This window comes from Candidatus Bathyarchaeota archaeon, assembly GCA_023131225.1.
Classification (GTDB): Archaea; Thermoproteota; Bathyarchaeia; order Bathyarchaeales; family SOJC01; genus JAGLZW01.
The window spans coordinates 1-26,179 of record JAGLZW010000022.1 but is presented as its reverse complement, the minus strand read 5'-3'; the positions used below and the strand labels follow the sequence as shown (position 1 = coordinate 26,179).

Genomic DNA, 26,179 nt, shown 5'->3' with positions numbered 1-26,179 from the left:
TCTTACTGTTATTTCAGTTTTTATGACTTGTGGAAGAATTGCTATTGAACTCCAAATGAGCGTGCGCTTCACTGCATGGTCGGCTTTCTGTTTCTTGCATAATTACTCAAACAAAAAATGTGACTGAAAAAAGGAGTTACTGAATCATCATCTATATTACGCGAATGCATGCAAAAAGTCAAATTTACCCCTTAAGTTTTCCGTCAAATCTTTCAAATACTTCTGTATGCGCGTGTATGATATCTGTTTCCGAATATTTTTCGGGTTACCTCCCACAATTTCCCCATTTTTTGTGCCCTTACATTCATCGAAATAGAACTTTCTTCCATAAACGATAATTAGTTTCCACGGTGTAGTGTTACGTGTTGGGTTTAAGGATGAAGAGATCGCTTTCTGGAATAATGGTTATTCTTCTCTTAACAAGCATGTTAGCTTGGGCTTTTAATATTCAACCTGTAGGAGCGTCTGGAACTATTTACATTAGGGCTGACGGAAGCATTGACCCGCCAACAGCACCCATTTCAACCGTTGACAATGTCACTTATACATTTACCGACAACATTAATGACTCGATTGTGGTGGAGAGGGACAACATAATAATAGATGGAAACGGCTACACGGTTCAAGGCACAGGAACCGGAATAGGAATATCCTTGTGGCACTATAGAAACAACATAACTGTCAAAAACACCAAGGTCACAAATTTTACATTCGGAATCTATATCGAGCTTTACTGCTATTATAATACGCTCTCCAACAACACCATCACAAACAATACTCGATATGGAATCGTCGTGGGTGGCTTCAGCAAGTATAATACGCTTTCTGGTAATACTATCATAAAGAACCAAGAGTATGGAATCGGCCTCCTCCAATCCAGTAGTAATGTTTTGACCAGCAACACAGCAACGAAGAACACCATTTCTGGGATCTGGCTCTACCTTTCCCCTGGTAATGCCTTAACCAACAATACAGCAACAAACAACAGTTATTGTGGAATTGGGCTCACCGATTCCAGCAACAACGTTTTGACTGGCAATACAGCAACAAACAACCAAGATGGAATCGACCTCCACCATAGCAATTACACCAGCCTCTCTGGCAACACGGTTACGTACAACTGGCAGGGAATCTACCTCTACAATTCCAACGGCAGTAGCATTTATCATAACAATGTTTACAACAACTACTACGGAATTCGACTCAGGGATTCAAGCGACAATATGGTTTATCATAACAACCTCAACAGCAACACAATCCAAGCGGAGAGTCATCCATACACCAACATTTGGGATGATGGTTACCCTTCAGGCGGCAACTACTGGAGTGATTATATGGGAGTGGATGTAGACGGTGATGGCATTGGTGACACTCCATACGTTATTGATGAAAATAACATTGATCGTTACCCGCTTGTGCATCCTTGGAGTTCTCTTCCAGTCCATAACATAAACACGGGATTAGGCTACGCAACAATCCAGGAAGCAATAAACGCTAACGAAACCCTAGATGGACACACAATCTTCGTAGAAGCAGGAACTTATTATGAAAACGTGGTTGTAAATAAGACTTTATCGCTTATTGGAGAAAACAGAGAAACTACCATTATCGACGGGGGAAGCTCATGGGAAGCCATAGCAATTGATGTATCTGCTAATAACATTGTATTAAGAGATTTCACAATATATGCGAGCGGTGGTTATTTTGGCTCAAGAAACATAAACTTGAATGAAACTGTTAACACCGTAGTTGCTGATAACAATATAATACACGACGACCCCTCGGCGGGTTCTAGTATAAGTGTCGTTTCGTCAGCAAACATCACCTTGACTGGAAATAACATAACATGTAGCGGTGTTGGCATTTATCTCTCTAATTCAAGTCATGTGCTTGTTGCCCAAAACAGCATTACGAATGGTACCGGCACGAGCTATGGAATTGGCCTATATAAGTCATTTAACAACACAATAGTTGATAACTGGATAACTGTATTTGGGGGCGCAGGCATAGGATTGATGGAATCATTTAACAATACAGTTACTGGCAACAACATAACTGGGTATCCTGACCCTTTCTTCGGGGGATATGCCGGCATCGGAATCCACTTGCAATCTTATTCGGGGGAAAATGATTCTTCATACAACACTTTTTCTGAAAACCATATAGAAAACATGGGATTAGCTCTCTATGCTGATGGAAGCGCAACCGCACCTCACAACAACGTCTTTTTGGGTAACATCATGGTAAATAACACAGATGGCGTTCAATTGTGGAAGTCGGTCAACTTCACATTCAAAGATAATTCATTATCCGGGAATACGTATAACTTGGGAGTGTATGGAAATGACCTGCCACACTATTATCACGATATAGATACTTCAAACACGGTGAACGGAAAACCCGTCTACTACTTAATAAACCAGCAGAACCTTACAATAAACAAGTCTACTTTTCCTAGCATCGGATACCTTGCACTCGTTAACTCAACAAACATAATAGTTGAAAACCTAGACTTGAAAGAGAACGGTCAAGGCCTGCTAATGGCTTACACAAGAAACTCTAGAATAGCTCACAACAATTTTACAAAGAACTCAGATGGCATCTATTCATGGTTTTCCTTCGACAACAATTTAACTCATAACATCATATCAAATAATGAAAGAGCCATTAGGCTGAGAACTTCTTTTAACAACATAATAGCCTATAATTCTGTGACAAACAACTCCCATCTGGGAGTCCAGCTATACTATTCCTTTAACAATACTCTACACTCTAACAATATAGCAAACAACTCAGTTTATTATTCTTCGGGCGCTGGTATCTCTCTGTATCAATCATATGTTAACACAATTTTCCATAATAACTTCATCAACAACCAAAGGCAGGTATATAGTTCTGCCTCATGGAATATCTGGGATAATGGTTGTGAAGGCAACTACTGGAGCAACTACAATGGAACAGATATAAATGGTGATGGGATAGGTGACACATACCTCCCTTGGGAAGGCGTTGATGAGTCTTTACTGGAATCCAGCAGACATAAACCATGACTTGAAAGTAGACATTTACGATGTTGTTTTAGCTTGTAGTGCCTATACTTCTACTCCTCTAGCCCCACACTGGAACCCACACTGTGACATAACTGAACCCTATGGAGTCATTGACATTTACGATGTAGTAATGATCTGTTCAAGCTACGGAGAAGATTACTTACAATAATTCAGCAGATTGGAATTTCTAGGTTAATAGTGGAGATGTCACCCGCAACTCCCCATTTTTTTGTGGACCTAGGAAAGAACACCTCGCGAGCATGTGGAGTTGTGGATGTTTCTTCCGATGTGTGTTTGTTCTGGTTCGGATTCTGTTCATGTATGCATATCTTTTGCTTGCACTTACTAACGTAAAATGTGTGTTGGAGATGAAAGCGCTCGTTCGAATAGGGGACGTGGACGCGATCATTTTTGACCATAAAAAATGGGGAGAGGGGGAACTGTTGTTCTTTCCCTTATGTGAAGAATATTCTCACTTCAAAGCGTTCGGCTCTTACGAATATCAGGTATGCCTCGACGTACAAGTAGAGCATTGTCGGATTCTCTAGGACCACCCTTTCAGGCGAACTCAATGTTGCGCCGGCAACGTTGTATCCCATGTCCCAGTATATGATCATGTCAAGATCAGAGGTTGGATACTTTGTCCAGTCGTTGATCCACCAGAGTTCGATGATTACTTTCTCAGTGCCCTCAGGAACGCTGATCGGCATCCAGCCGGTCCACTCACCTTGTGCCAGTCTTCCGCTTATCGTAACGTCGGGGGATGGTGCTTCTGCTGCGGTGACTGTGATCTTTATGTCGCAGGAGACTACCTCGTAGCTTGTAAAGTCGTTTTCTATCACGATCTTCATGTATCCGGGTTCGATGACTCGGGTATATCCATGCGTGTAGACGCCTGTTACTGGTCCTGACCATGTGGTTTCGTCGTCTGTGATGTGGAAGGATGCGTCGCCCCAAACGTTAGCACTGTCTATGTAGTAACCATACGTTGTTCGTTTGGCGCTTTGGATGTAAACCTCGAAGCTGTTAAGCCCCAAGTCTTCATCGGGATTTAACCAAACGTTGGTAAGGTCAAGCCTAATGGAGTCTGTGGCTTCGGTGATTTCGAAGATGAATTCCTTGTTGAGTCCTGGAGCAAGGTTTTCGATAGAGGTCTCATACACGCCTTCTCCAACTATGGGGATATTGGTCATGTCCATGAGCCTAGCTTTCTTTTGTAGCGGACGAGTTACATCTCCGTAGGACTTGTCCTTTTCTAGTTTCGTAAGTGCGTCCTCGACATATAGGTAACCGGCACCCTGGTCATACTCGGTGTATCCATCTAACCATATTGGTCCCTTCGTGATTGCCTGTCTATAGTCTTCAGGACTCGCCCCTAACTCATGCATTTCTGAGAAGGCGTTAAGTAAGGCGATGCCTCCAGAAACGGCTGGACATGCCATTGACGTTCCAGAAGCGAAAGCCATCCCGTATGTGCCTCCTTCAATGTCAGCAGAGAGTACCATCATTCCTGTTGCTGATATTGTTGGCTTCAGCCGGCCATCGGATGTTGGTCCACGACTGCTGTAGGCGTAGATTTGAGGGTCATCACTCGTGAAGAGATAGTACCCTATGCCATACGAATTGTAAGCATAGTCCCAGTAAACCCGTGTGTTCACAGGGTTTGCAGCGGCTGCTACAGCAATCGCCGTATTGGCAGAACCGGGAGAACCTACTGTCATTGATGCTGGTCCATCGTTACCGCATGAAGTCACAAGGGTAATTCCGTTTGCAGTTATGGTGTCAACAAGCTGGTCTTCGACATCTCTTCCATCGTAAAGGGTTGCACCTCCAAGGCTCATGCTAATTATGTCTACGTCAACTCCTTCAACAAGCTTTAGGTCAAGGGCATACTCCATTCCCGCAATAACCATGGACTCAGGGATGCCTCCGCCAGTGTGGTCGAAGACCTTGACTATATAGAGGCTCGACGCGGGAGCCATTCCCAAGAGCCAAATGATCTTCGATCCGTCAGGTAAGGTCGGTAGAGTCATGCCTGAGTACAACTCGATGCTGGCCGCAAGCAGATCGCCGGGTGGAACGATTATTCCACCTGTGCTCGCGAGGATGCCTGCCACGTGAGCCCCGTGCCAGTGGTTGTTCGGGTTATCATATCCTCCGTACATAGGGTCGCCAGCGTCATAGCTCATCTCGGCTCCGCCGATTACGTCTGTTCCCCAGAACATCCAATGACCAGTCCATATACCTGTGTCAATGATCACTGTGAGCGAATCCATTCCCCAGTTTGTCTCTTCCCAAACGTGGCTGGTTGCCGCGCCCATTCCCCACGGATTCCAGTAGTTGGAAGGATCTGAAGCAATAAGCTCTTCTGGAGTAGAAGAGATCATCTCGTATCCCTCGGTCGCCAGCATCGTAGGTTCTGCGAGTAATGAATCTAGGTCACCGACACCTGTAGGTGTCATGAGAGATTCGTCAGAACTGCTCGCTACATTGCGTTCTACATCCAAGTATATCTTTACGATGTCATTGTTGCTAGCTAATTGAGCTATCTTGTTTGCCGGAAGGGTTGCGGACAAGGCATTAACATATTTAAATTGGTGTCCAACGGTTCCGCCTAGAGCATCGATGGCGTTAATTACGTTGGAGTAGTCTCTTCGAAACGTTTCAATCAGAACGTTAACTGGGGCGTTTCCCAGTGTTGTTATCTTTTCCAGGATGGTTGGTGATAGCTTCGCGATGCTTGGGGCAATTCCAATATTTGTTTGGGTGGTTACAAGCGAGATTACGGTGAACATTGAAATCAGTAGCATTGGTATCATGAAAGCAGTTTTGGTGTTCAATTTCCCAAATGGATATAATGACATTGTGTACATGTCTTCTTCTTTCTCCTATAATTTACAAATCACACATATGTTGACTTCGCATTTTAGCTTTATGAAAGCTTGTTTTATCCCTCACAACCACTAAGTAAAAGGGTTATAAATTGAAACTTGATAGTTGTGGGGTGTGCTTCCAGAAAGGCAACATAGAAACGGAGAAATGCAATGGTTGTGCTTTTCTAGATTAGCAGTGGAGACATCTCCCGTAAACCCGCTTAACATAGATATAACATCCTCTTTCTCGTTTGTTTTTCCCATTTTTTTCACGCTCCTCTTGCGCACGCGCGCAAAGCGGACACCGTAACAAGGCAAAAATTGATTAGCTACCAAAAGAACCTAGGGGGGAGGGGTCTAATCTATTGGTAAAAATCTCCGCCAATAGATATGTTTCAAGGCGGATCACGATAATAAGAAAGGAAGTTGAAACAAGCACTCAAAGGCTTCGGAAAAGAACGCTTAAGAACCTTGAAGAAATCTTCGAAGTCGCCACTAAGATCGCCGGGGGCGAAATAAAACACCAAAGAATCAAAGGAAAAATGATTCGGATAAGCCTTAATCAGCAGCGAAGGTGGCTATTAATCGCAGGACAAGCTGCAGAAATCATCAAGAATGTTGTATCTAACATTGAAGAAAAAGAAATCTATGCTCAGCTTGACGAATTAGAGAGGCTGGTCAACGAAGCAAAAGCCCTCCTTGAAAAAGCGTTAAGAGAGCTGAAAGAAAACGCCTCGTAACTTAATTTCTACCACTTCAAAAGCTAGTTCTCTAGCTGGGCGCGCGCATCATAGGTCTCAGTCCTTGCGATACGAATCAGATACCTCACAACCCTCTCAATTAAAACCCTATCCGCCACACTTTCAAGCTCAAACTCGTCAACCAACTCCGAAAAACCTAAGCCAGCTGGAAATCCTAGGCGATAGAAGAAGAATGTACAACCCACGAGACTTCGCTGAAAAGCTCGAATTCACAGCCATAGGACTAGGATGGTAACGCATCTTGGAAAACCCCTCATAACAAATACTCAACAACGTCAAACAAGCCTCCTCCAGATATGCCTCCACAAACCCTTCTTTTCTCATCTCACAAGAGGCAATAGCCACGAAAACAAAACCTAGCGAGAGGGCATAGGTAAAGGTCTACAAAGATAACCGCTAAAAAAAGGATAATACAACTCACACCCGCCGACGCAACAAGACGTCAAATCGGCGGCAACTTATGTAGATATTTTTGTGTGGCTACGTAGACCTTGTTAACTAGTTCCTTGTACTTCTCAGCATCCCCTCTACCAAACGCTCTTGCCCAATGATATTTTGGTCCCCTCTTCGACTTCCATCTGAGGAGGGCAAATTCAGACACAAGATGGGCTATTTTACGCGGAATTTTAATGTTCCTCGATTTCAATTCCTCTTCAACCTTTCTCCAATCGTAACCAACGGTCTTATCGTATCGCGTGAAAAAATATCTTCTAAACATTCCTTCAACAGCTGAATCATACGCCAACACCGCCGCCGTATAATCACCCCTATCATACGCGTTGTTGCCACTCTCTATTATGCCACGAACTTCTTCAGACATGTTTGCTCACTTCTAAAACAATTTTATTATAAATTTCCATCTCTTCTTTAATATCTAAACGCTCTATCTCTCGACCTCTCCCCTTCGTCAAGTTTTCATACATTCTCAAAAGCCTAAACAAGTCATTTCTCAAGTCTCCGACCGAGGTATGCTTCACAAAGAACTTTTCTAAAACATCTTCTTTACGTTGCTCGGTTGAACCGTGAAGCAAGGTGTCAATGAAAACTAATTCGTAAACGACTGGAAAAACACGATGGAACCGAACCATCCCGTTCGCATATAAACGCAAAACTTTTTGTGCACCCTCAATGGTATCGCGTAAAAGCTTCAGCACCTTAATTCGTGAAACATCTACTTCCCCACAGGCACCGTCATCATACAAGACAACATGTGGAATCAGCGGGTACAACGAATTCCTAAATTCATCTAGGGTACATGAATGCAAATCAATCGGCAAATTCAAGCAAATATGATAGGTCAAATCTAATACTCTTTCAGGATTATCGCTGACAACAAGTACATCAACATCGCTCTTCTCATCAAAATCCTTCCTCGCATAACTGCCCAACAGCAAAATGGCGTGAACACCTTTGATGGAAAAAAGAAGGGGAAAAACATCCCTTAACCGCTCAGGTAGCCCATCTTTCATCTCGTAGTACTTCGACCAAAGAGGCAAAGGAACAACCCTATACAAAGTAAAACGCTTATCCAAAGGATTGCTACGACCCACAATCAACTTCAACTCCAACAACTTCCTAATAACCTGTTTAACATGGCCGGTAGACAGCCCCAAAACCCCTTGAACGTCACAAAAAGCAAGATCTCTATAAAGACCAAACTCTACCAACTTTGAGTACAATGTGAACCATAACGGCAACCTCGACATAATTGACCACTAGTCACTCAACGCGTAACCAAAAATAAAAATAAGAAACCCGTTTATTAACTTATTGCTCTCTCGCCAAACGAATTCAAGAAACTCAACCCTGAAGACTTCAAGCAAAACATGCGACAGCCCATCCTAATTGACGGAAGAAGAATATACAAACCACGAGAGTTCGCTGAAAAGTTCGAATTCACAGCCATAGGATTAGGAAGCCTTCACAAATAACCTCAGCAAAGCAAACTCCCACACGCCTCCTCCAATCTGAGAATTACACGTACAACACAAATGAGAAACTCACACACCCCGAAAAAGCCACTCAGGCACATGCTGAAGAGTAGTCATTATTCTCAACCGTTCAAATCTTCATCAAGGATTGCATGCAACACCAAAAATAGGGAGGGGGGGAGGGGAGGGGGGGGGTAGGAAGCGCACGCGCATTAAAAAGTTCGGCAAATACAGAAAAGTTCAGTAAATAGCGAACTCCTCTTAATGCCCACGCCACGTTTCTTCTTCCACTTCTCTGCCTAAGCCCACTTCAACTTTCCAAGTTCGGCACAATTGAAGCATAGCCCTAGACGCGCGCTTTCTGAGATGGTGGAGAAACAATGGAAAGCTATCAAATTGAGTTGCGCGCTCTTTGTCTAGAGCTGGCAGGGTTTAACGATAATCTCCTTGATAACCATGTCAAAGAGTCTATGTGAATTTGCAGGCTTGATGACAACAGCAGTATCTGCACCCCTTCCTGAACCAGCAATCGCTATCACGTCTTTATCTGCAGGAATTACTCCAGCATCCGTGGCCATCGCAACGATCTCAACTGCTACTTTCGTTCCCTGACCAAACATCCGCAACGTCTGCGCTATAATGCCCGCAGGAAACATCGTATCAAACTTGGCTTGTATAGCTCTATTTACCCCTGAGAAAGCATGCGTAGCTATCACTATTTTGCCTCCACTCGCTCTAATCTTCTCTTGAATTTCGTTGCTAAGTTCTTGTACGCCGTGTTCCTTGAGACCCGTAACATGGGGTACTACTACTACGCTGTTACCCTTGAAAACCTCAAGTGCTTTAACCGCTGTATTGCCTCTTGTGCTGGCCACTACTATATGCTTAATGTCAAGCTCATCAGCACGAATCTTCGCTTCTTTAAGCGTTTCATCTGTATTAACCTCTCCCGGACCAGGGAAGTATAGAACAGACTTTTTCAAATACAAACACCAACACATAGAATGTGACACATACTTATATCGATTCACCGTATGCATGCCTAAAAGAGTATTGAAAAACAATGTTGTTTTGTAAAATTAAATGTAAAAATACTGTAAGAATCCCCTTTTTTCTTTTATAGTCAATAGTGGTAAACCACTTTTTAACATTAAATCACCATTGGTTTACCACTTTTTAACGTCGGGCAATTTGTAATGTTTACCAATGGGGACAAAGTATGTAAGTGGTAAACCATTTTTGAGGCTTTAATAAATTAACTTAATATAAGAGGGGTAATAAAAAAACAAGCGTTTTTTGGCGGTTTACCACTATTATTTGAAGTCGTTTGGGTGGTGATATTTCAACGCTTTCTTGATCCTATAAGCACGGTTATGCCCTAATGTTATGCCGCAATCTTCGCGGGCAACTATCTTCAACAAGTCAATGTCAATCTTCTTATCTTTCTTCGTAAACTTTCCCCTAATGGAATAAAGAATGTTTTCGATTTGCTGATCCGTTAACGTCTTGGTTTCGTAGTGTTCCGCCTCTTCCGATGCTTGTTCATAACGTTTATCTTGTATTGACGCTTTCTTGCGTTCATATTGGGCGCGAAACGTGGGGCATAAATTTTAACCCCCCCCCCCACACAAACCTGTTTTTTTGAAACTGAAACAAATTTCTTCACTTTTCATGATATAGAAGATAGACGTTAGAGGCGATTTTGGGCTAATTTGTAATTCGTCGATAATTCCATTAAAAGTCTGTCATACTCAACCAATTTTGATTGACCCATAAACTAGTGAAACACACACAAACATTACTCATTGACGAAAAAGAAAAGTAGTGATCGTTTATGGTGGTGGAGAAGCTGGTTCTACTGTCAACGAGTTTATTACCCAGTTGGGGTCTGTTCCTCCGTCGTCTTGGATTCTTAGGTTTAGTTGTCCGTCTGTTACTGTCACTGTAAAAAACGTTGTTGTCACGAATATGCCTGCTGCGGTGGTTTGGTCGTTGACTCTGAGTGTGTCTTCGACGTAAATGTCGATTAGGTCGTGTGTGTAGTACTGGTCACCCATTATGACAATTACCGTATAGACGTCGTTTGCAAGATCAACGTTGAACGTGTTTTGTGTTTGGCTTTGGACTAGGTCTCTTTTTAGGTTGTTGTCTGGAGCACCCCTATCGCGAGACGTCAGACCAGTTGTGCTGCTCCAGCCATAGCCTAGGCTTGCCGAATAAAAGGTAGTTTCGGTGACTTGTGTGTATTCTGATTCTACTGGTGAGCCTGATGTGCCAAAGTCAATTGATGCTTCAGTGGGCGGAGTTGGAGGTGTGCCTAGTTCTATTGTTAGTGCGGTTAGTACCCAGTTTCCGTCGCCTCCTCCGTCGTCGTGGATTCCCAAGTTTAGTTGTTCGTCCGCCACCGTCACCCAGAAGATTATCTCTTGGAACGAGCCGGCTGAAACGGTTAGGTCGTCTATTTTGAGGATGCCCTCAGCGGTAACGTCGATTAGGTCGTGTCCATAACTCTGGTCGCCTATTGTGACGTTTACTTGATAGTCATCGTTTGCAAGGTCAACGTTGAACGTGTTATCATCTATGCTTTGAACCAGATCTCTCCTTAAGTTGTCTGGAGCACCCCTATCGCGAGACGTCAGACCAGTTGTGCTGCTCCAGCCATAGCCTAGGCTTGCCGAATAAAAGGTAGTTTCGGTGACTTGTGTGTATTCTGATTCTACTGGTGAGCCTGATGTGCCAAAATCAAACGCAGGCGGTGTAAGTAGCCATTCTACGGAGTTGATTATCAAAATCTGTCTTTCTTGCGGCTTTAGAAAGTAAAGTGGAAAGGCGCAGTATACAACAGACCTCCCATTCACTCCATCAAATACTGTGACGGCAGTCCCGCTTGTTCCTGTGTACTGGATAACTTCGGCTCCTTCGTTCGTCGGAGAAACATTATCAACAAATGGTGGGTCCGTCGACCAGGTGAAGCTTGTTGGCAAACCTGACGTGACAGGATGGTCAGGATCCGTCACAGTCAAACCCCCAGCCTCAATCTCTGTTTGATTGATTGCGTGCGCTACATTCACCATAAAATCGTCATCACCATGGTCATAGGCGATGGACGCGCCTTCGAGGAGGAGGTTTCCGCCCTGAGCAAGATAATACTCTAATATTGTCGCGTCAGATGGGTCAACAGCTCCATTCCAGTAGTCGCCACAAGTCCAGATGACAAGCTCGAATTGAGTTAAAAAGTGCAAGCGCGGATCGCCCTTGGATGATTCGTTCCAAACCACATAGTCGTAGTCCGCATCCGTCAGAGCAGACTCGAACTGTGGCAGACTCGTTCCACTGATCAAACCACCCCCATCATCGTCATTCACGATAAGAATGTTAAGGACGTCAACAAGAACGCTTGCCGCTTCTACATTATTCTCGGTGCTGATCTCGCCCGATACGGGCGGCGCATAAGCCGTCACATTGTACCAACCCTCCACCGTTGGAGTCCACAAATAGTTGATTGCATAAGATTCTCCAGTTAGCAGTTCAGGAATGGTTGTGGAGTCAACTATGGTGTCATTGACCAAAAGTTGCAGTTCCGCATCTACCTCGCTATTTAACCCAAAGTTTCGAACAGTTGCATTTAACAGACTGGAGCCGCCCGTCTCACTACAATAAGGGGTCTCCAAAGTCACAACGAGGTCATGATCGGGGAATTCAACTGCTTGTTGGGCGTTGATTCTTCCGTATCCGTAATAGTTGTCGAAGCCAGGATCACCCAAGTCATCCGCTGTTTCACGCAATATTTGACGCACCATGTCCGCGCGCCCGCACACACTTAAAACCAGTGCGGCCACACCCGCAACATGAGGCGCAGACATGGATGTGCCGGTCATGTAGGCGTAAGAATCATCATTTACTGTCGAGTAGATGTTCACGCCTGGAGCAGCTAACTCGACCCAGTATCCGAAGGTAGTCTCCGAGTATGAATCGTCGTTCGAGTCTGTCCCAGTGACTGCAATAACTTCGTCATAAGCAGCAGGATAACGCTTAAGGCTCGAGTCTTCATTTCCAGCCGCCGCAACCAGTAATACATCAGAGTCATAAGCATATGTTATTGCATCATGTAGTAGGTAGCTACTTGAAGGGAAACTCCAGCTCATGCTTATTATGTCAGCACCATTGTCCGCAGCGTAGATTATTGCTTTAGAAGCATCATCTGCCTCTACAGATCCCCCCCCACTTGGAGTTTTGAAGCTCATTCTAACTGGCATAATCTTACAGTTCCAACACACGCCAGCAATGCCTAAACTGTTATTAGTGACAGCCGCTACGATGCCTGAGCAGTGAGTGCCATGACCGTGACGGTCCATGGGATCGTTATCCCTTACAATCCCATCTTCTCCAGTCGCAACAGACGTAGTTGTGTCAACAAAATCCCAGCCTCTTATATCATCAACAAAACCGTTGCCATCGTTATCTATTCCATCAACAACTTCACCGGTGTTGTTCCAGATATTAGCGGCAAGGTCAGGATGATCCCAATCGACACCAGTATCGAGGACGGCAACTACAACCGATGAGTCACCTATCGTAGTGTTCCAAGCATAATCCGCTTCTATTTTAGTTGGACCCCACTGCGCGCTCCAAGAAGGATCATTTGGGACCTCAGAAATTTGAAACCTCATATTAGGCTCTACGTACCTTGAAAAACCGCGACTCCGAATATCTGCCACGAAGGAGGATACGGTGCCCAGAGGAACATCAATGACGACTGCCCGGAGTCTATCTCCCATCGAGACGGTGTCATCTAACTCCCCCCCGTATCGAGCGATAAGCCCCATTAATCCCCCGTAGCTGAATGGCTTATCATCATATACACCGACTATCACCTCAACAGAGTCATCGCCAACAATTGCAAAGTCGGACCATTTATCAATCTCATCGAAGTTCCACCTAGGCGACTCAGAAGAAAAAACCTCAGAATTCCTTTTAGCTTTGAGTTCAAGATCATCAACACCAGTTTTCGCTGTTATCGGCGATACATTGAACGCCAGCGCAAACATGCCTATTAACAGCAAGGTCAGCATTAATCCTGACGCTATTATTTTTTTCAATTATCTTTTATCCTCTAGGTGATTAAACTAGCATAATACAATTGTTATTATTGGCATTTATGATTTGTGAAACAATCTACTAGAGGTACAAAAATAGGAAACATAGAAAAGGTAACTGCGTTTACTCCCCTGCTAATAGAACATGCGCGTGCATCATCTCGCAATCCCCTTCATTACTGGAATCGCAATTCGTGGTATCCACGTTTTCCTTTCATCCCTCAGGAACTTGGCCAATAATAGCGCTTCCTCACTGATCAAAGTTTCAATGGTTTGCTTCTTGCCTATCATTATTCTTGGAACTTCAACTTCAAACTCCAAATACCCATTTGTATGTTCCTCTGATTAACAAATCGGAGTTACCATTATGTTTATATGAATAACTTCAAAGAAAAAAGAGTTGGGATGCTCCGACTGGACACAAGACCTGACGCCCCACGTCTTGTTTTGTTCCAGTTAGAGCGTCCCATTTAGCCATTCATATTTTTGTTCAAAGTGTGGATGTAGGCTCTCTACCCATTCAGGGAAAGGAATTGAGTCATATTCTATTCCTTGCATTTCATGCCTGATTTTCTTTTCTTCTAAGGAAAGATAGTAGAGTTTGATTGTTCGATCTTCTGTTCCAGTCTGTTCAACCATTGTCTCCCTGCTTAGTCCGTGTCTATGACCTTGCGAAATGAAAGTGTGTTTGAGAATATGTGTCGTTACTGTTTTCCTTATTCCAGCTCTTTTTCCCGCTTCTTTGAGTGCTTTGTTGTAGTAGCCATAACTGTTAGGGAAAAGCTTGTCATTCAGTTGTAGATTAAGATCTTTGATGTATTTTTCCAATAGAATGAAGAGACAAATCGGTGGATATTTTGAGACATATTGCTTGGTCTTGGGTTCATATACTTGAATGGCATAGTCTTCGAAGTTTATGTCTTGGACTTTTGTGTGAAGCATGGCTGAAGCTCTAGTTCCCCAAACGAAGCCAGCGTAACTAAATAATAAAGTATCCGCAGTTTCAATCTCTGGGATTAATCTGATAATTTCTTCGTCACGCAAAAACCATTGTTTCTTGGAACCTGTTGGTCTTTTCTTAGATTTGAATTTGCTGAGAAGGTCGTGTCTATTGATTGCTCTCATTAGTCTGTGGAATTTTGTTCCGTGATGTACTTCGAATCCACCCGCAAGTGGATCAAAAAATTCATTCCAATTCCATATCTTTCTGAAATCCTCTTCCGTCCATGAAATAGGATCTTTCTTGTTCAGGTATTTCCACGCCTTCCTAATGTCATAGACTGTTAGATTCCATTCTCCTCTGGATAGAGTCTTTTCATAAAGCATTTTGACTCGTCTATATCCTTCCGATTGACGGAATTCTTCAACGTATTTGGGCAATGTTTTGTTTGGAAGCTCTGGATACTGTTTCAATAATGCGTAAATGGTAGGTCTACTTAGACCCGTTCTCTTTGCAGCCACTGAAACGTTCTTCCACTTCCCGTTCGTTCTCTTTCTCTTGACTATGCCGTAGCCACCGAATTTAACAAACCTGTCTAACACATTCTTCTTTACCACTTTGCCTGACGCCCCAGTTTCTTCGTCGGACTTGGTTATGTAGTCTACGATTTCGGTTTCTATATATTTATTGACAAAATTTCTTTACAAAAAAACATTATTGGATGTAAAGAATTGATGCATGCATCCACTGTGAGGAGGGATTCAAATCCCACCGCTGCATTTTTCAGCAATACAGGCCTTATAGACAGTTACTTCCTTTTCCGAAGGAGCTTGTGCGTGCAATGATTGTATCCTATCAAATTGAAATGCGTGCCAGTGCTAAAAACAAATGTTTATAATGAATGTTTACGTAGATGTTTATGGTGGTGTCTATGGTCAAAAAAACAACGGTTCTCTTAAGAGAAGACGTCTATCAAGCCATCAAAGAAAAAGCAGGAGCCAGAAACATCTCGAACTTTCTAAATAAGATACTCGTGGATTATTTTGCCAAAAAGGAAAGCATGTTCGGCGTCATGAAACGCGTGGACCTAAGCGACTTAAGAGATCACAGGGACCGATAATGAGATACGTAATAGACTCTTACGCATGGATAGAATATTTCATGGGAACCGAAGCAGGAAAAAAAGTCAAACCCATAATCGAAGGCTTAGAGGAGAAGATAACACCTACAATCTGTCTGGCTGAAATCTACGCAAAAACAATCAGAGTGGAGAGCGAAGAACTAGCCGAGAAGCAAAGAACCTTCATTAAGGAAAAAAGCGCTCTCGCTCCTTTAGATGAAAAAACCGCCATAGAATCCGCCAAATTAGATATTACCATGAAAAAGAAAATAAAAGGCTGGGGATTGGCTGACTCTGTAGTCTATGCAACCGGATCCTTAAAAAAAGCTGAAGTCGTAACAGGAGACAAACATTTCAAAAAACTAAAGAACGTGATTTTCATCAAGTAACAGATAGTCCCTTCCAAAAACCCCGGAAAGCTGCGCGCGCGCCTCGCTACTTTTTATACAAACTGTATGTTCACGCATGACCCCGCCAACAATAAGCCATATGGCAAAAAGTATATATGGCATTTTAGCAATGTGGTAATTAGGTAATAAATCATGCCGTTAAGAGTCCAAATCGACCAAAAACTCGAACGCAAATTCCGAGAACTTGCAATGAAAAAATTTGGCTACACAAAAGGGGCACTAAGCAAAGCCGCAGAAGAAGCCTTTATACAATGGACTTCAACACTTGGAGAGGAAAAATTAAGCTTTGAAGAAGACCCAATAGAAGCCATAGATGGACTACTTTCAGACATCGACATAAATTCGGTTGAACTTCAACATGAAGCCACAAAGATTTGGGCGCTAAAGGTGCTCAAAAATGTATCTAGTTGACGCCAACATCTTTCTAGAAGTCCTCTTATCCAGAGCCAGAAAAGAAGAATGCAAAAAATTCCTAAGATCACTCAGAGATGGAAAAAAAAGCGGCATAGTCACAGATTTCACAATTCACTCAATAATAGTGATTATGAGTGGCCTCAATAGACTGAACGAGCTTAAAACATTCCTCCTAAGCCTCCTAGCTTACAAAGGTCTGCACGTACACTACACAACCCTAACGGACGAAGTAAAAGCTACAGAACTTGCAATCGAGCAAAACCTAGACATGGACGACGCTATCCAATATTCATCAGCTCTCTCAGCAAACGCCGAAGCAATAATATCATTTGACAAACATTTCAACGGACTAAAAATACCGCGAAAGGAACCCCAACCAAACAACTAAGCTGAGGGCTAAAAACGAAAAAAATCCGTTGTAACCATCTTCAGTTTCTTTAACCCAACAACCCGCACGACGACTACCTTTTGATCGCACTACATTTAAAGTTGTTTTCTGAAGGTTGAGAGAAAAGTTATATGTAATAAGCCACACCGATGTTTTGGCAAGATAATGTGCAACACGTTAAGTTTCACAGTTGATCTTCATGAAGGTTAAATGCTTGCTGTGTGCGGATCACAGCGACGATGACATAGGGTATGTACAATGTCCATTACTTAAGGACGTGATATGTCATGCATGTTGCATAGAAATAAGCCATGGTGCCGAAGATACGCGTGAAGAAGTTATGAAGCGCTTAGGGTTAACAACTGAAGATGAAATCCACGAGGCATGCAGCAACTGCAAACTCCAATGGGTTAAACAAGGAACCAGCAGGCAAAAGATGCCTGACGTAATTTCGCAAAACAGTGAAAGTTGCAATGCGTAACAAACTGCATGTGAGAGCTGAAATAGGACAACTAAAATCTTGTTAGAAGAACATGAACGTTACATGGAATGTGATTGACATGGAGGAATTATTAGATGGAGTCGTTGTCAACTCAGTCCAAGGATCACTCCAACGTTCGACTATATCGTCTCTACGAATAAACATACAGCAGCCAAACGATTATCAGTGGCATCGCGCAGGAGCTACTATTTTGAACGCGCTAACCTACTCTTATAGACTCTTCCTTTAATCTGAGAATTACACGTGCAACACAAATGAGAAACTCACTAACCCGAAAGAGCCACTCAGGCGCATGCTGAAGAGTAGTCATTATTCTCAACCGTTCAAATCTTCATCAAGGATTGCATGCAACACCAAAAATCGGGAGGGGGGGAGGGGAGGGGGGGGGGTAGGAAGCGCACGGGGGGCTTCCCCGCCATGAAAAAAGAGAAGCTGTGCCTAGTAACTTCATGAAAGGGGCTAAGAACGCTTTTCTCTGTTGCCTTGACAACATTCTATTCATCACCGCTAACACAAAAATCCTCTCTATACACAACAAGAAGCGTAGCTGAGAAGTTTTCTTAAACCTCAAATCTTTCCAACTTTCCTCTGCATAATTTTTTTGCTGACATTTGAAAATATATTAAAGCGGTGAGCCTCTCACCTCTACAGCGCTTCTTAAAACAGACTTTCACGTTACCATTAACCATTACCGAAACATGTTACTAATCAGAATAAGCCTAGGAGAAGGTAGGATTCCACAGCGAGGAAGAGAAAAACGCAAATAACCTAACAAAACTAGTCATAGGTATAAATAAGTCCATAAACATTAATTATGAACGGGAAAATGCAAAATCAAACAACCAAGGATCTAGATACTCTTTTTGACAAAGAAAACAGAGTCCTAATTGCCTATTTGTTCGGCTCATACGCGAAGGGCACCCAAACCACCGAAAGCGACGTTGATATAGCAGTCTTACTGTCAGAAACCCCCCAAAAAATGCTTGAATACTACTTACACTTGGTAAATGAACTGTCCCGAGTATTAGGCAATAACGTAGATCTAATAATCCTTAACACGGCTCCTCCTCTGCTTAAGCATCAAACAATAAAACACGGTAAACTAGTTTATTGCAGAGACGAAAAAGCGAGAATAGAGTTCGAGGCAAGAGCTCAAAATGAATATCTAGATTTCGCCAGAGCCATAGCGAGGTATAATGAATGTCTCATAAAAGAAGTTTTAGCTCAGAAAAAAGCTTAATCACAACTAAACTAAGCAAACTGAGAGGATACCAAAGATTCTTGAGGAAACTTCAAACAACGTCGATGGAAGATTTCACAAGCAACTTCACGATAAGAGGGGCTGTTGAAAGGTACCTCCAAGTTTCCATTGAATGCGTCATAGATATTGGCAATGAAATAATCTCCTCGCTGCAACTTCAAAGACCCGAAAGCTACAGAGACATCCCATATATACTAGCAGAAGCGAAAATTATCCCCAAAACCTTTGCTGAAACAATCGCTTCAATGACAGGTTTCCGAAACCTTCTAGTCCACGACTATGCCTCCATAAACATAAATTTAGTTTACGAGTTCCTGCAAACAAAACTTCCTGATTTTGAAACTTTTACAAAACACATCGCTAAATGGCTAGAAAAAAAGTAAATGCCAATCAATTACACACATCAGTCTCCATCCTTTTTTTTAAAGCACGAATCTTTAATTTCTAGAGGTTCAACCTTTCTCCGACCTTACAAGATTAGATAAAAGAAACACAAAATCCCCAGACCAGTTCCACTAAATGGTAACGCAAAAAAACTTAACAACACCTCAAAACCTTCAACTCCAACAAGGCAACGTCTAAGCTAAGCAACATCCAACCATACAACATCATAAGCCGTCAACAGCTGGAGGAGGAAACTCCGCAAAAACCTTGGCAACTGGAAATCCTAATCGACGGAAGAAGAATGTACAACCCGCAAGACTTCGCTGAAAAACTCGAATTCACAGCCATAGGACTAGGAAGTTTTCATAAGCAACATCCAAACTAAATCAACCACGAACTAAAATGAATACGCTTGTTACAGGAGGCGCAGGTTTCATTGGAAGCCACCTTTGCAACTCATTAGCTCAGCACAACTGGGAAGTAACAATCTTAGACAATCTTTCCGCTGGTTCAGAAGAGAACATCAGACACCTTCTAAAGCGGACACCCAAAAAAGTGAAACTGCTTGAAGGCGACTGTACAAACCCCGCTCACGTTAGAAAAGCCCTAAAAAACGTTGAAATCGTCTATCACTTTGCTGCCAACCCAGAAGTTCGATTAGAATTAAGCGATCCCCCGACATGCTTCAGGCAGAACATCTACGCAACTCACATCCTACTTCAACAACTTAAAAACAACCCACAAGTCAACACGATTGTCTTCGCTAGCACATCTACAATCTATGGCGAACCCCAAACCGTACCTACACCCGAAAATTATGCCCCACTAAAACCTATATCATTGTACGGCGCATCAAAACTCGCAGGCGAAGCTCTCCTCTCAGCTTACGCTCACACATACAACAAGAAAGCCATAATTCTCCGCCTAGCCAACACCATTGGACCACGAAGCCAACACGGTGTCATCCATGACTTCATCCAAAAACTCCGCAAAAACCCAAAACAACTTGAAATCCTAGGCGACGGAACCCAAACCAAATCCTACCTCTACATAACCGACTGCATAAAAGCCATAGAAACAGCCTACAAAACAGCCAGGAACCAAGTAGAAATCTACAACGTAGGCTCAGAAGACCAAATAAACGTTAAAGTCATAGCCAAAATCGTCATAGAAGAAATGAACCTAAAGAACGTACAATTCACATACACAGGCGGCATAGACGGAGGAAGAGGCTGGAAAGGCGATGTCAAAAACATGCTCCTCAACATAACCAAACTAAAAGCAGAAGGATGGAACCCAACACACAACAGCATCCAAGCCATAAGAAAAGCAACCAAACATGCAATAACGAACTGCAACACATCTAAGTTTCATCATCGTTTTTTACCCCATAAATGAGTGCATCTACCTGCACCCTTTGTTCTGCATGGTGCCAAGCCGCCCAATCACCACCCGACAAAGACAAACTAGACATTTCTCATCCTACGTGTTAATCTTGGAATATTCAGAATCAGAAAGCCTCAAATGAAAATCAAAAACTTCAACATCAAGTTGTTGTTCTTTTAAGGTAAACCTTTATTCCATCGACCACAAACCTAGCGTTTTCGATTACCACCATCGTTTTCTCTCGAGTATAATATTCCATAGGAGTCACCCACCTACCAGCCACCTTAAGAGGATAACGTGCGTATACAACTTCCCTCTGTAGCTCTCTTCCTCGTTCAATCAACTGCACGTACCTTTCTTCCTTTAGCAACTCTGGCTTCACCCTCCTGAGAACCGCAGCCAAACCGCTGATTGCCCTGTGATTCCTAGCTTCAGCACCTCCAAGATCAAGAATCATAGCATTCGCGGCGCTTTCAACAGCCATCGAAGCGTGAAAAACGGCGGAATCATACTCTCCAGCATCGAAACGTTTTCCTGCCCTAGCAAGATTCACTTCAGAAACTCTCAACAATACTTCTACCTTACTTTCAACCATATCCCTGCTTCCTCCAAGTGATCATGGCTACGTTTAATTTCCTCAACTCTATCATGCAAAATCTCAGCGAACTCACCTGTTTTATCAACCAAAACCTCGTAGCCCTCAGCGACACCATAAACGATGCCGCCTTCATGTGAGTAAACATTATCCAGAAAATCTTCCTCCGCCAAGACTAATGGCTCAATCGTTAAATGGTACTTCGATTCCAGTTTCGAAATTTCCGACATAACCTCCTTTTTCACCTTATCAGCCGACTCGCTCACAACAATTATCATGTCTAAATCACTGTACTCATGAGCGTTTTTCTGAGCCACGCCGCCGAAGAGAATAATCGCCCTAACATAATACAACTTTGCAAGCTCGCTCGCCATCCTTTTGGCTTGGGAGCTCATATACAAACTTAATTCATAAGCCGAAATCGCCAACTCCCCGCTTAAGCCATACCACTTGCCACTTTTCTCCATAAACCCTCCACTTTCCAATTCTTTGAGTTTGATCGTTAACCACCTGTCACTCAGCCCGGTCTCCAACTTCAACTCGCTATAAGTATGTTTTCCATGCTTCAAGGTTAACACAATTCTCCCCTCAGGGCTTAAAGAAACCAACTCCAATCTTTTAGTCTCCTTTGGATAATGAGTAGCGGCACAAATAAAAACTTTACTAAGTAAAGCAAAACTCACTAAAACAACATAAATCACCATCCTCTCACCTACACCCATACCCTTTTGGTGCACATAGAAGGCGTTTCCAGCTGCGACAACTACATTGAAGGTGCCTGCATTTTGGCGGGTGCCTTCAACAATAGGTCAAACAGGGTTACCCGAAATGTTTCCTTGAATCGACATGGTGGATTCGTAAGAAATAGGCAAGAGTGGACATGAATTTTTGTGAATATATTCATTATGTCTGTGTATGCTCCGATTCGGACTTCTACATACTTGGTATATGCGTGAATATGCTTCAACTAATATATATGTCCAATCTAAGACATATTGTATTTGAGTAGAACAAAACTACAAAACATGAGAGAAAAAAAAGGAAAATCTTCACGGTGCAAAAAAAGGAACATCCATGGTGGTTAGCAACGCTGCTGATAATAATCGTCGTATTTGCATCAGGCTTCTTCTTTCTAAAATCTGTCATGTCCAACATAGATTTCGCTAAGACAATCTTTAACACACAGATGAAACGCTTACTACTCGAATCATTCTCAGCTAACGTCACTCACATAATCGCCGTCGTCAAGAACACAGCTAATCAAGGAGTTGAATTAACACTTGCCTACGTAAACAACATGTTGGCTACGATGCATGGAGGAAAGGTAACAATCTCACCCCAATCAACTGAGGCAGCAACTATCATCACGCTGTGTTACTCTCAATCATGACAATTAAAGCTGCCTAGCGACTAAACTCCACTGGTCGACACAAAGAACATAAATGAGAAATGATGTAATTACTTAATTCATCTCTTGAGTGGATAAGATCATGATCGACAAAAAAGCCAGAAATCTTCTCGGGGCAATCCTCGAATCCTTTGGCCCAGCGGGTTTTGAACGGGAAACAGCCACAATCGTAAAGAGACACGTCAAAAAGTACGCTGATAAAGTAACCACAGACAAGTTAGGTTCTGTAATTTTCAGTCATGAAGGCACAGCCAAACGGCCTAGAGTCCTGCTTACAGGACACATTGACGAAGTCGGGTTTGTAATCTCTGGAATAGATGACAAGACAGGCTTCCTAACATTCAACCCCCTAGGCGGATGGTGGGACCAAGTACTTCTCTCACAACGAGTCGTAATAAGAACTGAGAAAGGAGACATCCAAGGCATTATAGCCGCAAAACCGCCACACCTTCTATCCCCAGAAGAGAGGAAGAAGGTAGTTGAGAAAAAGTCTATGCACATAGACATAGGAGCCACAAGCAAGAAAGAAGCAGAGAAGATGGGAGTCAAAATAGGTAATCCCGCAGTGCCTTGGTCCCCCTTCTCAACCATCAAAAATGGCAAGTTTGGTATGGGAAAGGCCTTCGATGACAGGATAGGAGCCTTCGTTATCATGGAAGTCCTGCGCGAAATCGCTGAAAAGAACATCAAGCATCCAAACACCTTCTATGGTGCAGCAACGGTCCAAGAGGAAGTGGGCGCAAGAGGCGCCGCAACAGTTGCACATCTCGTCGATCCAGATGTAGCCATAGTTCTAGAAGTCGATATTGCAGGAGACGTGCCCGGTGTAAAACCCAGCGAGGCGCCCACGAAGATCGGAAAAGGCCCATCATTACTGACATATGACCGCTCCATGATTCCCAATCAGCCTCTAAAACAATTTGTGATCAATACGGCCAAGAAGATGAAGATCCCCTTACAGTTGTCAATGGCTGCAGCTGGTGGAACAGACGCCAGCAGAATTCATATGAGTCGAGCTGGATGCCCAAGCATCGTAATAAGCATCCCAACTCGGCACATTCACTCTCACGTCGGAATCTTGAGCTTCGAGGATGTGGAAAAAACAATAAAACTGACATTAGGACTTGTGAAACTTCTCAGCAAAAAGAAGGTTGATAGCTTCACAGCTTTCTAGAAAACGCGCATGTAATATGTGCGCAGTTGAAAATTCAGTAGAGACGAAAAGAGTTAAAGCTCTATTGAAATAACTACTGGTCCGGTTAGTGATGATGGATCTTCTGTTATTGGTTCCACTTACTCCTTATGTTTTAATTCTTGGCGGTTTTACTGCAGCTTCTTGGTTGATTGGGAAACTTTCCAAGTCAGCTCCGGTTGCGGGAGCGCCTATTAGTGCTGCGACGAAGATTATGTTGTTCTTTGGATTTCTTGTGGGGGTTCTCATGTTAGCGACTGCGGCAGGTGTCTGGCTGAGTCAGGCTTGGGATTCCGGTACGCGTTATCTTTTAGTAGTTACCGGCTTGGCCTTGGTTCTGAAACCTTTGAAAGACGTTCCTTGGGCGGCTTTGATAGGATTGGTGATAGGGGGTTTGTGTGTTGGTTTGGTCTACGTCGTGTATCCGTTGCCTGAGACTGTTTTGGGCATCTCGTCAACTTGGGTGTACTTGGCAATATTCCTAATCCCAGCTTTGCTGGCTTACATTTTTTTCAAGTTTGCAGAGGACCTTCTGAAGTTGGTGGGCACGATCTTGGCTTCAAGACCTGTCGTCACCGTCTTAGGTATCTTATGCCTTCTTCAAGGCGTACTTCTGCTTTTGAACATGAGCATATTCACGGGTTTTCTACCGTAGGGTCGAAAACAGTGCGCGCATCTCTAGGTTGATGGATAAACCATGGGAAAAGCTATCAAAAAGGCTATCAAAATCCTGTCAATCCACTTTTTTCTTTGTTTCGCATTAATATTGATTTTAACTTCATAATCTACTTATTTCTAGTTTTTCTTGATTATGTCTTTGTGAATGACTATGAGCAGAGAGATTGAAGAACAACAAGGGCTCACATATGAACTCAAAGAGCAGTTACGATCATTGGAAGCAGAGCGCGTGCGCATAACCGAGCAAATAAGGATTCTTGAAGCAAAACTGGTAGTTCAAGAGTTGCGGGATAAAGTTAGGGTGAAGACTGAAGAAATCAATCATCTTCGAGCCAAAAAGCAGGAACTTGAAGAGAAACTGAAATCGCGAGAAAAAACCCCAGCCCCCAAAGAACAGGTGCAATTTGCACCAAGCCAAGAAGAACCTACACGTACACATTTCTAACAACCTCTTTTTCCTTCCGTGCACCAAAAATAATAGAAAAGATTGGCGGCTGCGACAAAGGAAATGTGCGCGCTTCGTATCTTTATCTGCATATTTTAAAATATCTATAGCTCAACGCAAATTTCAAGTATAAGTAACCGCAAAGAGAAAACCGAGGTTAAGTTATGCCAAGTTCTAGAAGTTGGTTTTGGGGCAATATTCAGCAGTCAGCGTACGCTGGATGGTTTCTAGCTTTGCTTTGTGGTTCTAGCGTCGGATCTGGGGCTTCGCTTCTCTTTTTCACACGAATGTTATTAGGAAGAATTCAACCGATTGATCCGAATGTTTACGCAGATGTACAACTTCTAAGTGCATTTCTTATCTTCATAGGTCTGGCAAGTGGAGTACTAGGAATCTTCGCAACATACAACTCTACGAAAATGGCAACTGGAAGACCTGCAGCTTCTCCCTTTGTTGGAAAGAGATATTGTCGGTATTGTGGAGCAGAGAACAAAAATGATGCTTATTTCTGTGAGAAATGTGGAAAGATGATAGCTGAAGGATAGAACTTTCTTTCATTATCCTCGGAATCTTGGAATAGTGCGCGCGTTTCTGACAAATATTTAGGAATGGAATCCTGTCAAATTGAAATGTGTGCTGTACTCAAGCAAGCCGAAACAGTGCAATGAATTTAAATTGATCTTTCTTTTTGTGCGCAATTTTGTATCGAGGGTGAAAATTTAATCCCCACACACAATTTCTATAGAGAGTGTAATTTGCAGAAAATGGTAGAATAGTCATTAGAATTTGTTAGGAGACAATTAGCATTGCTAGAATCCTACTGATTATGGGAATTAAAACAAGAACAAGCAATTTTGAAACAAAGCTCATGTCAATAGGCCATTCTTTCGCAGCCTTTGCGTGTTTTTCTTTTATTTGTAAACTGAAAAGACGATAATGTATCATGGCAATTTTTTTATCATGTTGGCTTGTCGTCAGTTTATTTAATGCTTCATCTAACTGCTGTAGCAACATTTTTGATTCTTCAGAAATTTTTGATAGTTCTTGCTTTTTCATCTTTACAAGAGCAGTGTGAATATTGTGGAATGGAAATAGGATTCCGCCTACTCCAAAAGCGATGAAGAAGATATATGGTGATATAAAAATTTCAGTTAGAGAAAAAATTTGAGCATTGGCAAAATATGTGATGTTCCCGATTGAAACTCCAATAAAATAGAATAAAGAAAACCAAAGTGCCAACAAACTCAATTCACGGAATCTTGCAAGTGTTTCGGAGGATAATTTTACGTTTAAGGGTTGTCTCGATATACCGAAGATTGTTAGCCAAATTGAAACAAACATCCAA

Annotated in this window: 28 protein-coding genes; 17 read left to right on the top strand and 11 right to left on the bottom strand. The window is 42.8% G+C overall.

Annotation, left to right across the window (positions count from 1 at the left end):
- The first annotated feature begins 362 nt into the window (after positions 1-362).
- Together KAU88_06225 and KAU88_06220 are read left to right on the top strand one after the other, a co-directional pair.
- Complete coding sequence (locus tag KAU88_06225) at positions 363-3,050, top strand: right-handed parallel beta-helix repeat-containing protein (protein ID MCK4478105.1); 2,688 nt, start codon at positions 363-365, stop codon at positions 3,048-3,050.
- Positions 3,013-3,219, top strand: coding sequence for a hypothetical protein (locus tag KAU88_06220; protein ID MCK4478104.1), 207 nt, complete (start codon positions 3,013-3,015; stop codon positions 3,217-3,219). The genes KAU88_06225 and KAU88_06220 overlap by 38 nt, the downstream gene beginning before the upstream one ends.
- Positions 3,220-3,505: 286 nt before the next feature.
- On the opposite strand, the gene KAU88_06215 is transcribed toward KAU88_06220, so the two are convergent.
- Positions 3,506-5,914, bottom strand: coding sequence for a S8 family serine peptidase (locus KAU88_06215; protein MCK4478103.1), 2,409 nt, complete (start codon positions 5,912-5,914; stop codon positions 3,506-3,508).
- Between the two features lie 374 nt (positions 5,915-6,288).
- On the opposite strand from KAU88_06215, the gene KAU88_06210 reads away from it, so the two are divergent.
- Both KAU88_06210 and KAU88_06205 read left to right on the top strand, forming a co-directional pair.
- A complete protein-coding gene (locus tag KAU88_06210) occupies positions 6,289-6,663 on the top strand; it encodes a hypothetical protein (GenBank protein ID MCK4478102.1) in 375 nt (124 codons plus the stop codon).
- 64 nt (positions 6,664-6,727) lie between these two features.
- Positions 6,728-6,919: a hypothetical protein gene (locus KAU88_06205; GenBank protein MCK4478101.1), complete on the top strand. Its 192-nt coding sequence runs from the start codon at positions 6,728-6,730 to the stop codon at positions 6,917-6,919.
- A 207-nt stretch (positions 6,920-7,126) separates the two neighbouring features.
- Here the strand turns inward: KAU88_06205 and KAU88_06200 are convergent, their stop codons facing one another.
- From KAU88_06200 to KAU88_06175, 6 genes are all read right to left on the bottom strand, one after another.
- Positions 7,127-7,504, bottom strand: a complete 378-nt coding sequence (locus KAU88_06200) for a hypothetical protein (GenBank protein MCK4478100.1) — start codon at positions 7,502-7,504, stop codon at positions 7,127-7,129.
- Positions 7,497-8,390 carry a nucleotidyltransferase domain-containing protein gene (locus KAU88_06195; GenBank protein ID MCK4478099.1) on the bottom strand — a complete coding sequence of 298 codons (894 nt, stop codon included), beginning with the start codon at positions 8,388-8,390 and terminating at the stop codon, positions 7,497-7,499. Before KAU88_06195 ends, KAU88_06200 begins: the two co-directional genes overlap by 8 nt.
- 641 nt (positions 8,391-9,031) lie before the next feature.
- Positions 9,032-9,616, bottom strand: a complete 585-nt coding sequence (locus KAU88_06190) for a hypothetical protein (GenBank protein ID MCK4478098.1) — start codon at positions 9,614-9,616, stop codon at positions 9,032-9,034.
- An 831-nt stretch (positions 9,617-10,447) separates the two neighbouring features.
- A complete protein-coding gene (locus tag KAU88_06185) occupies positions 10,448-13,714 on the bottom strand; it encodes a S8 family serine peptidase (GenBank protein MCK4478097.1) in 3,267 nt (1,088 codons plus the stop codon).
- A 153-nt stretch (positions 13,715-13,867) separates the two neighbouring features.
- Positions 13,868-14,032: a hypothetical protein gene (locus tag KAU88_06180; protein ID MCK4478096.1), complete on the bottom strand. Its 165-nt coding sequence runs from the start codon at positions 14,030-14,032 to the stop codon at positions 13,868-13,870.
- A 135-nt stretch (positions 14,033-14,167) separates the two neighbouring features.
- Positions 14,168-15,268: a tyrosine-type recombinase/integrase gene (locus KAU88_06175; protein MCK4478095.1), complete on the bottom strand. Its 1,101-nt coding sequence runs from the start codon at positions 15,266-15,268 to the stop codon at positions 14,168-14,170.
- A gap of 314 nt (positions 15,269-15,582) precedes the next feature.
- On the opposite strand from KAU88_06175, the gene KAU88_06170 reads away from it, so the two are divergent.
- The 8 genes from KAU88_06170 to KAU88_06135 all read left to right on the top strand — a co-directional run bounded on the left by KAU88_06170 (position 15,583) and on the right by KAU88_06135 (position 20,528).
- A complete protein-coding gene (locus KAU88_06170; protein ID MCK4478094.1) occupies positions 15,583-15,771 on the top strand; it encodes a hypothetical protein in 189 nt (62 codons plus the stop codon).
- Positions 15,771-16,160, top strand: coding sequence for a type II toxin-antitoxin system VapC family toxin (locus KAU88_06165; protein MCK4478093.1), 390 nt, complete (start codon positions 15,771-15,773; stop codon positions 16,158-16,160). Before KAU88_06170 ends, KAU88_06165 begins: the two co-directional genes overlap by 1 nt.
- Positions 16,161-16,313: 153 nt before the next feature.
- The gene (locus KAU88_06160; protein ID MCK4478092.1) at positions 16,314-16,592 is read left to right on the top strand and encodes a hypothetical protein; all 279 of its coding nucleotides are present in this window, start codon (positions 16,314-16,316) and stop codon (positions 16,590-16,592) included.
- A complete protein-coding gene (locus KAU88_06155) occupies positions 16,579-16,983 on the top strand; it encodes a type II toxin-antitoxin system VapC family toxin (GenBank protein MCK4478091.1) in 405 nt (134 codons plus the stop codon). Before KAU88_06160 ends, KAU88_06155 begins: the two co-directional genes overlap by 14 nt.
- Positions 16,984-17,182: 199 nt before the next feature.
- Positions 17,183-17,464, top strand: coding sequence for a hypothetical protein (locus KAU88_06150; protein MCK4478090.1), 282 nt, complete (start codon positions 17,183-17,185; stop codon positions 17,462-17,464).
- Between the two features lie 847 nt (positions 17,465-18,311).
- A complete protein-coding gene (locus tag KAU88_06145; protein ID MCK4478089.1) occupies positions 18,312-18,725 on the top strand; it encodes a nucleotidyltransferase domain-containing protein in 414 nt (137 codons plus the stop codon).
- The gene (locus KAU88_06140; protein ID MCK4478088.1) at positions 18,686-19,129 is read left to right on the top strand and encodes a DUF86 domain-containing protein; all 444 of its coding nucleotides are present in this window, start codon (positions 18,686-18,688) and stop codon (positions 19,127-19,129) included. Before KAU88_06145 ends, KAU88_06140 begins: the two co-directional genes overlap by 40 nt.
- Positions 19,130-19,532: 403 nt before the next feature.
- Complete coding sequence (locus tag KAU88_06135; GenBank protein ID MCK4478087.1) at positions 19,533-20,528, top strand: NAD-dependent epimerase/dehydratase family protein; 996 nt, start codon at positions 19,533-19,535, stop codon at positions 20,526-20,528.
- Positions 20,529-20,676: 148 nt separating this feature from the next.
- Here KAU88_06135 and KAU88_06130 read toward each other — a convergent pair whose 3' ends face one another.
- Both KAU88_06130 and KAU88_06125 read right to left on the bottom strand, forming a co-directional pair.
- A complete protein-coding gene (locus KAU88_06130) occupies positions 20,677-21,111 on the bottom strand; it encodes a HEPN domain-containing protein (protein MCK4478086.1) in 435 nt (144 codons plus the stop codon).
- Positions 21,093-21,725: a nucleotidyltransferase domain-containing protein gene (locus tag KAU88_06125; GenBank protein ID MCK4478085.1), complete on the bottom strand. Its 633-nt coding sequence runs from the start codon at positions 21,723-21,725 to the stop codon at positions 21,093-21,095. The genes KAU88_06130 and KAU88_06125 overlap by 19 nt, the downstream gene beginning before the upstream one ends.
- A gap of 440 nt (positions 21,726-22,165) precedes the next feature.
- Here KAU88_06125 and KAU88_06120 point away from each other — a divergent pair, with 440 nt between their 5' ends.
- Together KAU88_06120 and KAU88_06115 are read left to right on the top strand one after the other, a co-directional pair.
- Positions 22,166-22,501 carry a hypothetical protein gene (locus KAU88_06120; protein ID MCK4478084.1) on the top strand — a complete coding sequence of 112 codons (336 nt, stop codon included), beginning with the start codon at positions 22,166-22,168 and terminating at the stop codon, positions 22,499-22,501.
- Positions 22,502-22,601: 100 nt separating this feature from the next.
- Entirely contained in the window at positions 22,602-23,693 is a 1,092-nt protein-coding gene (locus KAU88_06115; protein ID MCK4478083.1) for a M42 family metallopeptidase, read from the top strand.
- 126 nt (positions 23,694-23,819) lie between these two features.
- Here KAU88_06115 and KAU88_06110 read toward each other — a convergent pair whose 3' ends face one another.
- Positions 23,820-23,960, bottom strand: coding sequence for a hypothetical protein (locus KAU88_06110; GenBank protein MCK4478082.1), 141 nt, complete (start codon positions 23,958-23,960; stop codon positions 23,820-23,822).
- Between KAU88_06110 and KAU88_06105 the strand changes: the two genes are divergently transcribed.
- The 3 genes from KAU88_06105 (at position 23,959) to KAU88_06095 (ending at position 25,379) form a co-directional block, all read left to right on the top strand.
- Positions 23,959-24,366: a hypothetical protein gene (locus KAU88_06105; protein ID MCK4478081.1), complete on the top strand. Its 408-nt coding sequence runs from the start codon at positions 23,959-23,961 to the stop codon at positions 24,364-24,366. The genes KAU88_06110 and KAU88_06105 overlap by 2 nt on opposite strands.
- A 174-nt stretch (positions 24,367-24,540) precedes the next feature.
- Positions 24,541-24,834 carry a hypothetical protein gene (locus KAU88_06100; GenBank protein MCK4478080.1) on the top strand — a complete coding sequence of 98 codons (294 nt, stop codon included), beginning with the start codon at positions 24,541-24,543 and terminating at the stop codon, positions 24,832-24,834.
- 164 nt (positions 24,835-24,998) lie between these two features.
- On the top strand, positions 24,999-25,379 hold the full coding sequence (locus tag KAU88_06095; GenBank protein MCK4478079.1) for a zinc ribbon domain-containing protein: 381 nt from the start codon (positions 24,999-25,001) through the stop codon (positions 25,377-25,379).
- A 244-nt stretch (positions 25,380-25,623) separates the two neighbouring features.
- Here the strand turns inward: KAU88_06095 and KAU88_06090 are convergent.
- A partial coding sequence (locus KAU88_06090; protein ID MCK4478078.1) for a hypothetical protein occupies positions 25,624-26,179 on the bottom strand: 556 nt, incomplete at its 5' end.

Bases quoted from the DNA above. Each gene is read 5' to 3' on its own strand.
- KAU88_06220 (MCK4478104.1), top strand. From the start codon at position 3,013: ATGAGTCTTTACTGGAATCCAGCAGACATAAACCATGACTTGAAAGTA.
- KAU88_06215 (MCK4478103.1), bottom strand. From the start codon at position 5,914: ATGTCATTATATCCATTTGGGAAATTGAACACCAAAACTGCTTTCATG.
- KAU88_06200 (MCK4478100.1), bottom strand. From the start codon at position 7,504: ATGTCTGAAGAAGTTCGTGGCATAATAGAGAGTGGCAACAACGCGTAT.
- KAU88_06195 (MCK4478099.1), bottom strand. From the start codon at position 8,390: ATGTCGAGGTTGCCGTTATGGTTCACATTGTACTCAAAGTTGGTAGAG.
- KAU88_06190 (MCK4478098.1), bottom strand. From the start codon at position 9,616: ATGTGTTGGTGTTTGTATTTGAAAAAGTCTGTTCTATACTTCCCTGGT.
- KAU88_06170 (MCK4478094.1), top strand. From the start codon at position 15,583: ATGGTCAAAAAAACAACGGTTCTCTTAAGAGAAGACGTCTATCAAGCC.
- KAU88_06165 (MCK4478093.1), top strand. From the start codon at position 15,771: ATGAGATACGTAATAGACTCTTACGCATGGATAGAATATTTCATGGGA.
- KAU88_06160 (MCK4478092.1), top strand. From the start codon at position 16,314: ATGCCGTTAAGAGTCCAAATCGACCAAAAACTCGAACGCAAATTCCGA.
- KAU88_06155 (MCK4478091.1), top strand. From the start codon at position 16,579: ATGTATCTAGTTGACGCCAACATCTTTCTAGAAGTCCTCTTATCCAGA.
- KAU88_06150 (MCK4478090.1), top strand. From the start codon at position 17,183: ATGAAGGTTAAATGCTTGCTGTGTGCGGATCACAGCGACGATGACATA.
- KAU88_06145 (MCK4478089.1), top strand. From the start codon at position 18,312: ATGCAAAATCAAACAACCAAGGATCTAGATACTCTTTTTGACAAAGAA.
- KAU88_06140 (MCK4478088.1), top strand. From the start codon at position 18,686: ATGTCTCATAAAAGAAGTTTTAGCTCAGAAAAAAGCTTAATCACAACT.
- KAU88_06135 (MCK4478087.1), top strand. From the start codon at position 19,533: ATGAATACGCTTGTTACAGGAGGCGCAGGTTTCATTGGAAGCCACCTT.
- KAU88_06130 (MCK4478086.1), bottom strand. From the start codon at position 21,111: ATGGTTGAAAGTAAGGTAGAAGTATTGTTGAGAGTTTCTGAAGTGAAT.
- KAU88_06115 (MCK4478083.1), top strand. From the start codon at position 22,602: ATGATCGACAAAAAAGCCAGAAATCTTCTCGGGGCAATCCTCGAATCC.
- KAU88_06105 (MCK4478081.1), top strand. From the start codon at position 23,959: ATGTTAGCGACTGCGGCAGGTGTCTGGCTGAGTCAGGCTTGGGATTCC.
- KAU88_06110 (MCK4478082.1), bottom strand. From the start codon at position 23,960: ATGAGAACCCCCACAAGAAATCCAAAGAACAACATAATCTTCGTCGCA.
- KAU88_06100 (MCK4478080.1), top strand. From the start codon at position 24,541: ATGAGCAGAGAGATTGAAGAACAACAAGGGCTCACATATGAACTCAAA.
- KAU88_06095 (MCK4478079.1), top strand. From the start codon at position 24,999: ATGCCAAGTTCTAGAAGTTGGTTTTGGGGCAATATTCAGCAGTCAGCG.